The organism is Amycolatopsis nalaikhensis (genome assembly GCF_030264295.1).
GTDB classification, from domain to species: Bacteria; Actinomycetota; Actinomycetes; order Mycobacteriales; family Pseudonocardiaceae; genus Amycolatopsis; species Amycolatopsis nalaikhensis.
Genome location: NZ_CP127173.1, coordinates 10,464,349 through 10,478,883, shown reverse-complemented (window position 1 = coordinate 10,478,883; position 14,535 = coordinate 10,464,349). Strand labels below are relative to the sequence as shown.

The following is a 14,535-nucleotide window of genomic DNA, read 5'->3' as shown; positions in this document are numbered from 1 at the left end:
CCTCGACCGGGCTCGAGCTCACGCAGTGCAGGAGGGAGGGGGCGCCATGTCCGTCGAGGTCGTGACACCCGCGGATCCCGGGCATCCCCGGCTGCCGATGCCGTCGCGCCGGTCCGCGGAGGAGACCGGGCAGATCCCGCTGCCGATGCCGCCGGTGCGGCGCACGTCGGCGGTGGAGCGGGGACGGGTGGAGCCGCCGATGCCCGCCCGGCGCCCGGTCGTGGACCACTACCAGCCACAGCTGCCGATGTCGTTGCGCTCGTCCGCCGGGGAGGCGGAGGTGTCGCGGCCGTCTGTCGACCGGTCGCAGGCCCGGCCGGCCGCCGGGGCTCCGGCTCCGCAGCCTGCCGTGGAGCCGGAGCGGCCGGAGCCCTCCGCCGATCGCCTGCAGCCTGAGCTGCCACTGCGCGCGGCCGCTGTGGAGCCCACGCCGCGGCCTGCCGTGGACCACCCGCGGCCGATGCCGCCGCGCTCGTCTGCCGCGAAGCTCGAGCCGCAGCCCGCCGAGCGTGAGGCCGTGGACCACCCGCAGCCGATCCCGCCGCGGCGACCCGTCGTCGACCACGGGCAGTCGCAGCTGCCGATGCCGCTGCGCTCGTCCGTCGCCGGAGCCGGGAACCTCGACGCGCCCCGGCCGCCGGCGCCGCCGCGGCGACCCGTTGTCGACCACGGGCAGTCCCAGCTCCCCATGTCCATGCGCCCGCCCGCCCCGCCCGCCGCGGCCGGACTCCTCGCCCAGGCTCGGCGCGGGCTCGCCGATGCCGAACGGGAAACCGATCCCGCCGAACGGTTCATCGCCGCCTACCTCGCCGCCCTGCGCGGGGCCGCCGCCGTGCTCGCCGCCCGGGGGCGGCCGCACCGGGGGCGGGCCCGGCCGGCCTCCACCTGGGTGCTGCTCGACTCCGTCGCCCCCGAACTGCGGGAGTGGTCTGCCTTCTTCGCGAGCAACTCGGCCGCGCGCGCCGCCGCGCAGGCCGGGATCACCGGCAAGGTCACCGCCGAGTCCGCCGACGGGCTCGTTCGCGCCGCCACGCCGTTCCTCGAACTCGTCCGCCGTCTCGTGCACGGCCTGCCGATCACCGGGGAAGCCCATGTCGCGTGAGCACGGCCTCGTCGACCCGGGGCGGCTGCTCACCGCCTTGGGAACCGAAGGCCACCACCTGGCCGAGGCGGTGCGCGCCGCCCCGGTCGAGGCGCCCGTGCCCGCCTGCCCCGGCTGGTCGATCGCCGAGGTCGCCCGGCACGTCGGCAGCCTCTACCGGATGATCCGGCGCCGGCTCGCCGAAGGCCGCAACCCCGAAGACTGGCCGCGCGACCCCGAGCCGGGCCAGAGCCTGTCCGCGTTCCTGGAGGCGGGCCTGGCCGAGCTGCTCGACGAGCTCGCCGCGCACGACCCCGAGGACCGCGCCGACACCTGGTGGCCCGCCGACCCCACCTACGGGTTCTGGCGGCGGCGGATGCTGCACGAAACGGTGATCCACCGCGTCGACGTCGAACAGGCGGCGGGCGCGGACTCGGCCGGCGTCCCCGAGGACATCGCCCTCGACGGCATCGACGAGGCGCTGACCCTGTGGTTCGGGCAGAAACTGCCGATGCTCGGCCTCACCGGGACGAAGGCGGGTTCGGTCGGCGTCCGCGCCGGCGCGCACAGCTGGATCGCGCGGGCCGGACCCGACGTCACCGAGGCCTGGCGCTGCTCGGCGGAAGAAGCCGAAGCCGCCGACGACGTCGTCACGGCCGAACCCGAGCGGATCTACCTGTGGTTGTGGGGCCGGGCGTCCCTCACCTCGGTGACCGTGCGGGGCGTGCACGACCAGGCGGCCCAGCTCTGGGCGCTGCTGCGGCTCGCGACCCGATGACCGGCCGGTGGGGAAGCCGAACCGGAACTGTCGGGGGTGGCCGCTAGCGTGCCGCCCATGAGCACGCGCCTGGTGAACCTGGTGATCGACGCGGCGCGGCCCCGGGTCCTGGCGGACTTCTGGGCCGCGCTGCTCGGCTGGCGCGTCGCCGTCGAGGAGCCCAGGGAAGTCGACGTGCGCGCCCCGGAAACCGACGGCTGGGACCTGGACCTCGTGTTCGTCCCGGTCCCCGAACCCAAGGAGGGCAAGAACCGGCTCCACCTCGACCTGGCGAGCACGACCCCCGCGCACCAGGCCGAGCTGGTGGCGCGCGCCCTGGAGCTCGGCGGCCGCCACGTCGACCTCGGGCAGGGCGCCGTGCCGTGGGTCGTGCTGGCGGACCCCGAAGGCAACGAGTTCTGCGTCCTCGAGCCGCGCGAGCGGTACGCGGAGTCGGGCGCGGTGGCGGCGATCCTGGTCGACGCCCACGCCCCGGAGCCGCTCGCGGAGTTCTGGGCGCGGATCACCGGCTGGCCGGTCCAGGCCCGCGAAGGCGACGTCCTGGTCGGGCTGCGCGCGCCGTCGGGTCGCGGGCCGTGGCTGGAGTTCCTGCGCAACGACGACGTCAAGCGCGTCAAGAACCGGCTCCACCTGGACGTCGCACCGCCCGCCGGGTCCGATCACACGACAGCCGTGGCGGAAGTCGTCGCCGCGGGGGCCGTGGACGCGGGCGGGCCGGACCTGCCGTGGCGGGTGCTGCGGGATCCGGAGGGCAACGAGTTCTGCGTGCTGACCCCGCGCTGACCTACCGTCGGCCCATGGAGATCTTCGACTGGGAAGGGCGCCGGATCGCCTGGGAGCGCGCCGGCTCCGGGCCCGCGGTGGTGTTCTGCCACGGCACGCCGTGGTCGTCGTGGCTGTGGCGGCCCTTCGCCGAGGCGCTGAGCGGCGACTTCACCGTGTACCTCTGGGACATGCCGGGCTACGGCCGATCTTCGAAGGAGCCGGACCACCCGGTCGACTTCGGCGTCCAGGCGGACGCGTTCCAGGCGCTGCTCACGCACTGGGGCCTGGAGGCGCCGCACGTCGTCGCCCACGACTACGGCGGCGCGGTGTCGCTGCGCGCCCACCTGGTCCACGGCGCACGGTACGCGTCGCTGCTGATGGCCGACGTCGTGGCCATCCCGCCGTCGGGCTCGCCGTTCTTCCGGCTGGTCAAGGAGCACCCGGACGTGCTCTCGCGGGTGCCGCCGTACATCCACGAGGCGCTGGTCCGCGCCTACATCGGCAACGCGAGCTTCCGCGAGCTGCGGGAGGGCGACCTCGCGTCGCTCACCGCGCCGTGGCTCGGCGAAGAAGGTCAGCCGGCGTTCTACCGCCAGATCGCCGCGTACGACGAGCGCTACCTGGCCGAGAACGAGGCGGGGCTGAGCCGGATCGGCTTCCCGGTGCGGGTGCTGTGGGGCACCGAGGACACGTGGATCCCGCAGGCGACCGGCGAACGGCTCGCCGCGGGCATCCCCGGCGCGACGTTCAGTCCGATCGCGGACGCGGGTCACCTCGTCCAGCTCGACGCCCCGGTCGCGCTGGCGACCGAGCTGCGGTCCTGGCTGAGTGTTTCGGCCCGGTTGCCGGGCGGCGTCGAACGCTGACCTGCGCGAAACACCGGTGTCCTGGCGCGGCAACAACCGCGGGGGACCGTGGGGGCATGGAGACCTCCAGAGCGTTGCCGCAGCACGACCGGACGGCCGTCGTCGAGGAGCAGGCCGTCCCCTCCGCGTGGCGGGTGCGGATCCGGATGCACGACCACCCGGGCACCCTGGCCCGGATCGCCATCCGGCTCGCCGACCTCGAATGCAACATCCTGGGCCTGAGCGTGCTGCCGGTGCCGGGCGGCGTGCTCGACGAGATCGTGCTGCGCCCGGCGACCGGCCTGCCCCGGCGGCTCCTGGCCGACGCGATCCGCGCCGAGGGCTGCGAGTGCACGGCGATCGTCGACGCGGACGTCCACGAGCTGGTGGACCCGGCGTCGTCGACGCTGCTCGCGGCCCGCCGCGCGGTCGAAGACCCGGCCCGCCTGGCCGAAGTGCTGAAGGACGTGCTGGCGGCGGACGTCGTCACGCTCGTCCCGGCCGCCGAGGCGAATCCGGCCCGCACGGAAAGCGGGCACCGGGCGGTGTTCGAGCTGGGCACCGGCACGGCGCTGGTGGCGCGCCGCCAGTGGGCCCCGTTCGTCCAGCTGGAGCTGACGCGCGCGGAGGCACTGGTGACGCTCCTCGGGGCGGCGGCCAGGAACGTCGCGGGCCCGGCGGTCCTCGACCGCCCGGACGGCGCGGCGATCGTCCTGCGCAAGGGCCTGCCCGGCGACGCCGACGCGGTGGCCGAGCTGCACCGCCGCTGCACGCCCGCGACGCTCTTCCGGCGCTACCACACGGGAGTGCGGACGGTGCCGCGCCGCTGGCTGCACCGCCTGCTGGTGCCGCCCCGCGGCACGAGCGTGCTGGCCGTGTTCGGCCGTGAGGTGATCGGCCTGGGCCAGCTCATCCCGACGATTACCGGAGGGGCCGAAATTTCCTTGCTGGTCGAGGACGACTGGCAGCGGCAGGGCATCGGCACGGCGTTGCTGGCCCGCCTCGCGGCGCTGGCCGAGGCGCAGGGGATCACGGAACTGGCGGCGGACTGCCTTCCGGGAGACGACGTGCTGCCCCGCACGGCAGCCCGCGCCGGTCTCCGGGTGGAGCGGGACCCCGAGAACGACGCCCGGCTGCGGCTGTGCTGATCAGCGCTTCCAGAACCAGTCTTTCTCGCGCGCCTGGCGCAGAGCGGACTTCTTGCGCTCGGCGGTGAGCCGGTCGAGGTAGAGGACGCCGTCGAGGTGGTCGGTCTCGTGCTGCAGGCACTGGGCGAGCACGTCTTCGCCTTCGACCTCGATGGGCTCGTTGCGGACGTCGACGCCCCGGACCTTGGCGTGCTTCGCGCGCTTGGTGGGGAACCAGAGTTCGGGGACGGAGAGGCAGCCCTCGCCGATCTCGTGGGTCTCCTCGGACAGCTCGACGATCTCGGGGTTGATGACGTACCCGGTGAGCCCGGCGACGTCATAGCTGAAGACGCGCAGCCCGACCCCGATCTGCGGCGCGGCCAGCCCGGCACGCCCCTCGGGTTTGACGGAGTCGAGCAGGTCCCGCACGAGCGCTTCGAGCTTCTCGTCGAACACGGTGACCGGATCGCAGACGGACTTGAGGATCGGATCCCCGAAATAGCGCAGTTCGCGCATCGCCATGAGCAGAACATCCTTCGTGCGTGTCGGACTGGCAGCTTAGGCCAGCCCGTAACGAGAGCGTCGCGAAGCGGGGTACCCGCACGCGGATCACCCACGCGGCGGGCGGCGGCAGGCCGTGGAGTCGTGCGGCCGCGCGGCCGCAACCGCTGGGTCCGGCGCGCGGTCGTACAGGCCCCGGGCCGCACAGCTGCGGGTCGTGCGGCCGCCAATTCTTGGCGCCGCCCCGCCGCGCGCCGCGGTTGGTGTCAGGCGCGCAGGCGCAAGCCCGATGGTGTTGCCCGGAAACCCGCCTCCCTCAACACTTCCGCGAGTTCCGACGTCAGGGCCTGCTCGCCGTCCGCGCGCTGGACCGCCAGCTGGCCCAGCCAGCCCTCGCGGACCGCCGCCGACAGTGCCTGCGCCGCGTCCGACAACGGCTGGCGTTCCTCCGTGAAACTCAACAGCGACCGGCCTCCTCGCTCGACGTACAGCGCCGGTACCCCGTCCACCAGTACCGCCAGTGCTCCCGCCTTGCGGGCGGGTCGGTGCTTCGTGTCGCCCGTCGCGGCCGGCCAGGGGAGGGCCGCTCCGTATGGCTGCGCCGGGTCCGCCGCCGCCAGGACCACCGCTCGGCCCGGGGCCGGGCGGCCCGGGCCCGACAACGCTCGCAGCCGGTCCACCGCGCCCTTCGCCGCGAACTGGGCCGCGCCCAGACCCTCCACCACGTACCCGCGGATCACCTGGCCCGTGTCCTCCATGCCGCGCAGCACCTTGTAGATCCCGGAGAACCCGCCCGTCACGCGTTCGGTGTCGAGCGCCCCGCGGGTCAGGACGCCGTGGCGCTCCAGGAACGCCTCCGTTCGCGCGTGGGCGCGGCGGGTCGCGTCCGTTTCGCGGGACGGCGTCAGTGCCCACCGCCCGGCGACCGTCGGCGGCCCGGACCGCGACGGCATCTGCGGCCGCCCCGCCCGCAACCGCGCGTAACGGCCGCGGGGTGCCTGGCGCCGGGGCTTGTGCGCTCCGTGCCCGGCGACCTGGGCCCGCAACGGCCCCAGCGTGTCGCCCGTGACCAGGCCCGCCCACACCAGGTCCCACAACGCCGCCACCACCTCGGCGTCGTTCGGGGCCTTGTCCACCAGCACGCTCGCGCGGTCCACCAGCTGGCGGAAGAACAGTGCCCCGCCCTCCAAAGTGGACACGATCGCCTCGTGCAGCGGGCCGGTCGGGATGTCCTCGACCACCTCGGGCAGCAGCAGGTCCGCGACGTCCGTCGGGGCGAGCGCGATCCAGCCGTCGCCTCCCGCCAGCGCGCCGCAGCCCGCCCACGTCACTTCGCCCGCCGTCGTCAGCTCGTCCAGCAACGCCGGGGAGTAGCCCGGCAGCCGTCCCGGCAGGATCAGCGACTCCACCGCGCTCGCCGGCAACGGTGCCCCGGCGAGCTGCTCGACCACCGACAGCACGTCGTCCGCCGTCGGTGCCGCCCGGACGCGGCCGCCGAACCCGTGCCACGCCGGCAGGAACCGACCCAGTGCCGCCGGTTCGACCGGCTCCACCTCGGCGCGCAGCTTCGCCAGCGAAGCCCGCCGCAACCGGCGCAGCACGGCGGAATCGCAGTATTCGGTGCCCACGCCGTGGGTGTCCGGGTGCCCGACCGGGCTCAGTTCGCCGCGCACCAGGCGGCCTTCACCGGTCATCCGGTCGAGGACCCCGGTGACGACGGCCAGCCCCAGTCCGAACCGCTTGGCGACGTCGGCCGCCGCGAACGGGCCCCGGCTCCGGGCGTAGCGCGACAGCAGGTCGCCGAGGGGGTCCGCCACGGGTTCGGTGAACGCCTCGGGCACGCCGACCGGCAGGGCGGTGCCCAGCGCGTCCCGCACCCGGCCCGCGTCCTCGATCGCCAGGAACCGCTCCTCACCGGCGATCCGCACCCGGATCGCCCGCCGCGCGGCCTCCAGCTCGGTCAGCCACTCCGCCTGGATCCCGCGCGCCGCGGCCTCCTCGACGGTCAGGTCGCCGAGGAACCGCAGCAGGTCGGCGGCGTCCTCGGCCGAACGCGCGTGCCGGTCGGGGTCGAGGCGCTGCAGCGACCGCTCCACCTCGGTCACCGCTTCGGGATCCAGCAGTTCCCGGATCGCCTCGGTGCCCAGCAGTTCGGCCAGCAGCGCCGAATCCAGCGACAGCGCCGCCGCCCGCCGCTCGGCCAACGGGGCGTCGGTCTCGTACAGGAACATCCCGACGTAACCGAAGAGCAGGCTGCGCGCGAACGGCGACGCGGCCGGCGTCTCGACCTCCACCAGCCGGACCTTGCGGGCCCGGACGTCGGCCATCAGCTCCCGCAGCCCGCCCACGTCGTAGACGTCCTGCAGGACCTCCCGCATCGCCTCCAGCACGACCGGGAACCGTTCGTACTTCGCCGCGACCGACAGCAGCTGCGACGCGCGTTGCCGTTGCTGCCACAGGGGAGTGCGGCGCCGCGGGTCCCGGCGCGGCAGCAGCAGCGACCGGGCCGCGCACTCGCGGAACCGCGCCGCGAACACGGCCGAGCCGCCGACCTCGGCGACGATCAGCTGCTCGACCTCTTCGGGGTCCAGCAGCACGTCGTCCGCGCCGATGGTGACGTCGCCGCCCTCGGCGTCCAGCGCGTCCGGCAGGCGCAGCACGATGCCGTCGTCGGAGTGCGCCACCTGCGCGTCGACGCCGCGGTTTTCCCGCAGCCGCGCGCCGATGGCCAGCGCCCACGGCGCGTTCACCTGCGCGCCGAACGGCGAGTGCACGACGATCCGCCAGTCGCCGAGCTCGTCACGGTAGCGCTCCAGCAGGATCGTCCGGTCGTTCGGGACGTGCCGCGTGGCTTCCTTCTGCTCGGCCAGGTAGGTGAGGAGGTTGTCGCACGCCCGCTCGTCCAGCCCCGCGGCGGTCGCCCGCTCGCGTGCCTTCTCGGCGTCCGATGTGGACAGTTCGCGGACGAACTTCCCCAGCGCCCGGCCGAGTTCCAGCGGACGGCCCGGTGCGTCGCCCTTCCAGAACGGCATCCGCGCCGGTTCGCCCGGCGCGGGCACCACGATGACCCGGTCGTGCGTGATGTCGGTGATCCGCCACGACGACGTGCCGAGCAGGATGGTGTCGCCGACCCGCGATTCGTACACCATTTCTTCGTCGAACTCGCCGACGCGCGACCCGGGCTTGTCGTCCGAACCCGGCGTCATCACGGTGAACAGGCCGCGGTCGGGGATGGTGCCGCCCGAGGTCACGGCCAGCCGCTGCGCCCCCGGCCGCCCGCGCAGCTCGCCGCCGATGCGGTCCCAGGTGATCCGGGCCCGCAGCTCGCCGAACTCCTCGCTGGGGTAGCGGCCCGCGAGCATGTCGAGCACCGCGTGCAGCGCGTCGTCCGGCAGGGACGCGAACGGCGCCGCCCGCCGCACCAGCGCCGCCAGGTCCGGCACCGTCCACGGTTCGAGCGCCACCATCGCGACGACGTGCTGCGCCAGGACGTCCAGCGGGTTGCGCGGGTAGCGGACCGCCTCGATCGCGCCGGTCGCCATCCGCTCCGCGACCACCGCGCAGGAGACGAGGTCACCGCGGAACTTCGGGAACATCACCCCGGTCGACACGGCGCCGACCTGGTGCCCGGCGCGGCCGACGCGCTGCAGGCCGGACGCCACCGTCGGCGGCGCCTCGATCTGCACCACGAGGTCGACCGCGCCCATGTCGATGCCCAGCTCCAGCGACGACGTCGCCACCACGCACGGCAGCCGCCCGGACTTCAGGTCCTCCTCGACGTGCGTGCGCTGCTCCCGCGACATCGAGCCGTGGTGCGCCCGGGCGATGACCGGCGGGGCCCCGGTGCTCACCCCGGACTGCCCGACGGCCTCGGCCGGGAACGTGTCGGCGGGCGTCAGCTCCGTCTGCTCGGCGGCCAGCTCGTTGAGCCGGGCGGTGAGCCGCTCGGTCAGCCGGCGCGAGTTGGCGAAGACGATGGTCGAACGGTGGTCGCGGATCAGGCTCAGCACCCGCTCCTCGACGGCGGGCCAGATCGACGGCCGCTGCACCGGGTTGCCCGCCATCTCCTCCAGCGTGCCCAGGCCGCCCGGCGCGATGTCACCCGGCGGGAAGGCGTCGGTCATCGACTCCAGCTCGTCGAGCGGGCTCGGCGCCGGCCCGCTGCGCGGTGCGTCGAGGTTGCCCATGTCCTCCACCGGGACCTCGACCCGCACCTCGATGGTCTTCGCCAGCTTCGGCTGCACCACCCGCACCGGGCGGCCGCCGGCCAGGAACGCGCTCACCTCGTCGATCGGGCGGACCGTCGCCGACAGGCCGATCCGCTGCGCCGGCTTCGGCAGCAGCGCGTCCAGCCGCTCCAGCGACAGCGCGAGGTGCGCGCCGCGCTTGCCGCCCGCGACCGCGTGCACCTCGTCGACGATCACCGTCTCGACGCCGCGCAGCGACTCCCGCGCCGACGACGTGAGGATGAGGAACAGCGACTCCGGCGTGGTCACCAGCACGTCCGGCGGCGTCTTGCCGAACGAGCGGCGCTCGGCCGCGGTGGTGTCGCCGGTGCGCATGCCCACCTCGATCTCGGGCACCGGGAGCCCGAGCCGCCGGGTGGCCTGCGAGATGCCGGCGAGCGGGGCGCGCAGGTTCCGCTGGACGTCGACCGCCAGTGCCTTCAGCGGCGAGACGTAGAGGATCCGGCACCGCTTCGTGGGCTCCGCCGGCGGCGGCTCCACCGAGAGCCGGTCCAGCGCCCAGAGGAACGCGGACAGGGTCTTGCCGGACCCGGTCGGCGCGACGACCAGGGCGTGCTCGCCCGCGTGCGCCGCCCGCCAGGCCCCTTCCTGCGCCGCGGTGGGCGCGGCGAAGGCCCCCGCGAACCAGTCCCGGGTCGCGGGGGAGAAGAGGTCGAGCACGTCAGTTGCCACGTCGTCCATGATGCGCGGCACCACCGACAGTTTCCGGCACGCCGGCGACGATCACGCTCTGGGCGAACTGCGGATAGGTGACGTCGATCCGCGGCTCGTCCGTGATGAGCCGGTAGTCGCGGTCGAGGGGCGCCCAGTAGGAAAAAGGGGCCTGGTCCAGCTTGGAGTGGTCCGCCAGCACGTACGCCTCGGCGCCCGCGTGCAGCATCGCGTGCTTGACCACCGACTGCTCCAGTGACGGGCAGCACAGCCCTCGCCCGGACACCACGCCGTCCGCACCCAGGAACACCCGATCGGGTGAGATGTGGCGCAGCTGCGCCAGCACGGTCTCGCCGAGGATCGCCTCGTTGGGGTGCCGCAGGCGGCCGCCGAGCACGATCAGGTCGATCCCGGCGAAGCCGGCCAGCTCGCGGATCGCGGTGACGCCGTTCGTGACCACGGTCAGCCCCTCGCGGTGGGCGAGGTGGCGGGCGAGCCTGCCGGTGGTCGTGCCCGCGTCGAGGAGCACCACCTCGCCGTCGCGCACCAGCGCGGCGGCTTCCCGGGCGATGGCGTCCTTCGCCGCCGCGTTTTCGCGGTCCTTCTCACGGGGGCTGCGTTCGGTGTCGAGCGCGCCACCGTAGGTGCGGACGACGTGGCCGGCCCCGGCGAGCGAGGCCAGGTCGCGGCGGATCGTCGACTCCGAAACGCCGAACTCCTCGGCCAGCTCCGCGATGCCGCCCGAGCCGTCGCGGACGGCTTCGAGCAGCATCGCGCGCCGGTCACGGGTGCCTGGTCTCGGCTGGGACATGCGCCAAGTCTTCCACGGGAGCGGGCTTCAGCCCGAAGAACGCCAGGCAGGCGGCCACGGCGAGGAAGGCGGCCAGCACGACGAACCCGGTGGTCGCGCTGCCGGTGACGTCGGTGAGCCAGCCGACCAGGTAGGGCCCGGCGAACCCGCCGAGGTTGCCCAGCGCGTTGATCAGGCCCATCGCCACCGCGACGACCTCGATGCCGAGGATCCGGCTGGGGATCGCCCAGAACGGCCCGTACGGCATGTAGACGCCGGTCGCGACGACGCAGAGCAGCACCAGCTGCACCGCCGGTGGCCAGTGCACGAGGTTGCCGAGCAGCAGCCCGGCGATCGCGACGACCAGCGGCACGGTGACCGCGAGCCGCCGGTTGCCGGTGCGGTCCGACCAGTGCGCGCACGCGACCATCCCGGCCAGTGCCAGGACGTACGGCACCGCCGACAGGAACCCGACGGCGGTCGCCGAGCCGCCCGTCATCGTCTTCACCACCGACGGCAACCACAGGCTGAACCCGTAGAACCCGGTGATCCAGAAGAAGTAGACCCCGATCAGCAGCAGCACCTGGCGGTTCGCCAGTGCCTGCCGGTAGCCCTGCTTCGCGAACGCCGGTTTGGCGTCTTCTTCGGCCTTCAAGGTGGTTTCGAGGTACTCGCGCTCCGCCGCGGAGATCCACCGGGCCTTCGCGGGCCGGTCCGCCACCGCGAACCACCAGACGATCGCCCACACCAGCGGCGGCAGCCCCTGCAGCACGAACACCCAGCGCCAGGACATGTGGTCGAGCATGAACCCGGACAGCGGGGACATCAGGATCGCCGAGATCGGCAGGCACGTCATCCACAGCGCGTTCGCCCGCGCCCGCTCGGCCTGCGGGAACCAGGACGCCAGCAGGATCAGCACCGCGGGCCAGACGCCGCCTTCGAACAACCCGAGCAGCAACCGGGCGAGGTGCAGCTGGGTTTCGTTCCGCACCAGGCCGCACAGCACCGCGGCGATCGCCCACGCGACCATCAGGATCAGGACCGTCTTCCGGGCGCTCCACTTCGCCGCCAGCACCGCCGCGGGGATCTGCAGCACGAGGTAGCCGACGAAGAAGATGCCGCTCGCCAGGCCCTTCGCGCTGGCGGACAACGGGAAGTCGTCGCCGATGTAGGGCAGGATCACCGCGACGTTCGTGCGGTCGAGGTAGGCCAGCATGTACATGACCACCGCGACCGGGATGACGTACGCCCAGCGCTTGCGGGGGATCATCGGGCGCTCGGCGGGTAGATGGCGGGCAGCTTCCGCGCGTACGGCGCCAGTGTCGCCGCGGCCTTGAACGCCGCGACCATCGTGCCGTGCGAGGCCCGGCCGGTGCCGGCGATGTCGAACGCCGTGCCGTGGTCGACCGACGTGCGCAGGATCGGCAGCCCGACCGTCACCGAGACCGTGCCGTCGAAGTCGTACGTCTTCGACGCGATGTGCCCCTGGTCGTGGTAGAGCGAGAGCACGCCGTCGAACCGGCCCTGGATCCCTTGGTGGAACACGGAATCCGCGGGGATCGGACCGACCACGTCGAGCCCGGCCGCCCGCGCGGCGGCGACCGCCGGGGCGATCGCGACGATCTCCTCGTCGCCGAACTTGCCGTTCTCCCCGCCGTGCGGGTTCAGCGCCGCCACGGCGAGTCTCGGTTTTTCCGTGCCGAACACTTCGAGCGCGGTGTACGCCTCGCGGATCGCGTGCTCGATGTTCTCCTTGGTGATCCGCTCGATGGCCTCGCGCAGCGAAAGGTGGCGCGTGGCGAAGAAGATCTTCAGCCCGGACACCCAGAACATCGTGTTGAACCGGGTCGACCCGGTCAGCTCGCCGAGCATCTCGGTGTGCCCGAGGTGCTGGGAACCGGCGGCCCAGATCGCCTCCTTGTTGATGGGCGCGGTGACGACGGCGTCGGCCGCGCCGTCGAGTGCGAGCCGCGTGGCGACCTCGATCGCGCGGACCGCCGCGGCACCCGCTGTGGGGTTGACCTCGCCCCACGGCAGGTCTTCGGTGACGACGCCGAGGTCGAGGACGTCGACCACGCCGGTGGTGAACCGGGCCTCGTCCACTGTGGACACCGGGTTGATCTCCACGGGCAGGCCCAGGTGCCGGGCGACGCGGTCGAGCACGAGCGCGTCCCCGACCGCGAGCCCGCGCGCCAGCTGCGGCGCTGCCGGCTCGGCCAGGGTCTTCAAGGTGATCTCCGGGCCGATGCCGACGGGGTCGCCGAGGGTGACGGCGAGGATCGGGAGGTCGCTCACGGGTTCTTCCTTCCGGTGGCCAGGACGTGGTTCAGGTGTTCCAGGCAGGCGACGGTGACAACCGAGGCTTCGCCTCGGGCCGGGGGCTTCGCCACCCGGACCCCCGAAAGACGGCCGGTGGGCGTCCCGGCCGCCGATCAGCCCGCCCTTCGTGGCGAAGGGCAGCCCGCTGTACGGCCCGCCGGACAGCCGCCCGGCGACCGCCAGGGGCAGCACTTCGGTGTCGATCTCGAAGCCGTCGGCTCCGAGCGACTTCGTGACTTCGACGGCGATGTCGCCGCCGGTGGCGTAGAGCCCGCCGATCCGGTGCGTGCCGAGCACCAGTCGGGCCGCTTCGCCGAGTGCGGGCGGGATGCGCGCCGCGACGGCCGGGTCGACCGGCGTGCCCGGCGCGGGGGCCCGCGTCCGGATGCCGACCACGCGGTGCCCCGCCTCCAGGAGCTTCCGTGCCGCCGCCGCTGTCCCCGGCGGGTCGGGCCGCCGCGGGTCGACGTCGACGTAGCGCGCGTCCAGCACCAGCTCGGTTTCCAGCAGCTGGTCGTGGGTCTGCCCGGTGATGCTGCCGACGACGGCGAGCACCGGCGGGACGGTGCCGTGGCCGGGTGCGAGGCCCAGCGCCGCGGCCAGCCGGACGCCGAACGGGCCGGAGTCGACCGGGATCCACCGCGTGCCTTCGGCGGCCAGCCGGGCCGCGGCCCGCGCGACGGTGGTGAGGTGCCGGTTCGTCGTGGCGTCGCAGACCACGATCCCGGCCGGGCGGCGCAGGGCGGCCTCGACCGCGGCCACGCCGTCCTCGACGACGTCCAGCGGCAGTTCGGCGATCTCCCGGCGGGTCGGCCCGAGGAGGGTGCGGATCCGCGAGGTCTTCACCGGTGCGATCGGGTCGCGGGCGGCGGGGCTTTCCGCCAGCGGCACGCCGTCGACGAGGTGCAGCCCGCCGAGCGTGACCCGCCCCGCGTCCGGGAACGCGGGCACGACGAGAGCCCGCGCGCCGGGCGCCGACGACAGCACCGCTTCGGTTTCCACGCCCACGTTGCCGCGCAACGTCGTGTCCACGCGCTTCACCGTCAGCTCCGCCGGCCCGGCGCGCTCGATCGCGTCGAGCACCGCCCGCTTCGCGTGTTCCGGCGGGACGTGCCGGGTACCCAGGTTGACCACCAGCGCGTCGATCCCGCCGCCCGCCCGGAAACCCGGTGCCAGTGGTGCGTTCACCGAAACCGCGCGCAGCCCGAAGCGGGCGTACAGCGCTCCGGTCGCGTTGCTGCCCGTCAGGTCGTCCCCGAGGACGAGCACCTTCGGCATCGAACGCTCCTTTGCGCAGTGTGTGCAACTCGGATGACCGAACTGCGCAGTTATCGTGCACCTCGAACGGCGTCCGCGTCAAGGAGCAGCGACTTTCGCGGGTCCGTACGCACGGTGACCGCGCACATGGCAGCATCACGGCGAGCGTCGTCA

Annotated in this window: 10 protein-coding genes; 5 read left to right on the top strand and 5 right to left on the bottom strand. The window is 73.9% G+C overall.

From position 1 onward, the window contains the following. Nucleotides 1-688 precede the first annotated feature (688 nt). The 5 genes from QP939_RS52125 to QP939_RS50790 all read left to right on the top strand — a co-directional run bounded on the left by QP939_RS52125 (nucleotide 689) and on the right by QP939_RS50790 (nucleotide 4,617). Nucleotides 689-1,102 (top strand): SAV_6107 family HEPN domain-containing protein, encoded by a 414-nt coding sequence (locus QP939_RS52125; RefSeq protein ID WP_331661749.1) that lies wholly within the window; start codon nucleotides 689-691, stop codon nucleotides 1,100-1,102. Then, entirely contained in the window at nucleotides 1,092-1,859 is a 768-nt protein-coding gene (locus QP939_RS50805; protein WP_285454167.1) for a maleylpyruvate isomerase family mycothiol-dependent enzyme, read from the top strand. The genes QP939_RS52125 and QP939_RS50805 overlap by 11 nt, the downstream gene beginning before the upstream one ends. Before the next feature lie 57 nt (nucleotides 1,860-1,916). After that, nucleotides 1,917-2,642 carry a VOC family protein gene (locus tag QP939_RS50800; RefSeq protein ID WP_285454166.1) on the top strand — a complete coding sequence of 242 codons (726 nt, stop codon included), beginning with the start codon at nucleotides 1,917-1,919 and terminating at the stop codon, nucleotides 2,640-2,642. Nucleotides 2,643-2,656: 14 nt separating this feature from the next. Continuing rightward, nucleotides 2,657-3,490, top strand: a complete 834-nt coding sequence (locus QP939_RS50795; RefSeq protein ID WP_285454165.1) for an alpha/beta fold hydrolase — start codon at nucleotides 2,657-2,659, stop codon at nucleotides 3,488-3,490. A 74-nt stretch (nucleotides 3,491-3,564) separates the two neighbouring features. Next, nucleotides 3,565-4,617 carry a GNAT family N-acetyltransferase gene (locus QP939_RS50790; RefSeq protein ID WP_285460038.1) on the top strand — a complete coding sequence of 351 codons (1,053 nt, stop codon included), beginning with the start codon at nucleotides 3,565-3,567 and terminating at the stop codon, nucleotides 4,615-4,617. On the opposite strand, the gene def is transcribed toward QP939_RS50790, so the two are convergent. From def to pdxA, 5 genes are all read right to left on the bottom strand, one after another. Beyond that, nucleotides 4,618-5,118 carry a peptide deformylase gene (def, locus tag QP939_RS50785; RefSeq protein WP_285454164.1) on the bottom strand — a complete coding sequence of 167 codons (501 nt, stop codon included), beginning with the start codon at nucleotides 5,116-5,118 and terminating at the stop codon, nucleotides 4,618-4,620. It abuts the gene before it with no gap. Nucleotides 5,119-5,363: 245 nt separating this feature from the next. Further along, nucleotides 5,364-10,025, bottom strand: a complete 4,662-nt coding sequence (locus QP939_RS50780; RefSeq protein WP_285454163.1) for an Lhr family helicase — start codon at nucleotides 10,023-10,025, stop codon at nucleotides 5,364-5,366. Then, on the bottom strand, nucleotides 10,006-10,806 hold the full coding sequence (locus QP939_RS50775) for a DeoR/GlpR family DNA-binding transcription regulator (RefSeq protein ID WP_285454162.1): 801 nt from the start codon (nucleotides 10,804-10,806) through the stop codon (nucleotides 10,006-10,008). Before QP939_RS50775 ends, QP939_RS50780 begins: the two co-directional genes overlap by 20 nt. After that, nucleotides 10,778-12,055, bottom strand: a complete 1,278-nt coding sequence (locus tag QP939_RS50770) for an MFS transporter (RefSeq protein WP_285454161.1) — start codon at nucleotides 12,053-12,055, stop codon at nucleotides 10,778-10,780. Before QP939_RS50770 ends, QP939_RS50775 begins: the two co-directional genes overlap by 29 nt. Next, nucleotides 12,052-14,382, bottom strand: coding sequence for a 4-hydroxythreonine-4-phosphate dehydrogenase PdxA (gene pdxA / locus QP939_RS50765; RefSeq protein WP_285454160.1), 2,331 nt, complete (start codon nucleotides 14,380-14,382; stop codon nucleotides 12,052-12,054). The genes QP939_RS50770 and pdxA overlap by 4 nt, the downstream gene beginning before the upstream one ends. Nucleotides 14,383-14,535 lie beyond the last annotated feature (153 nt).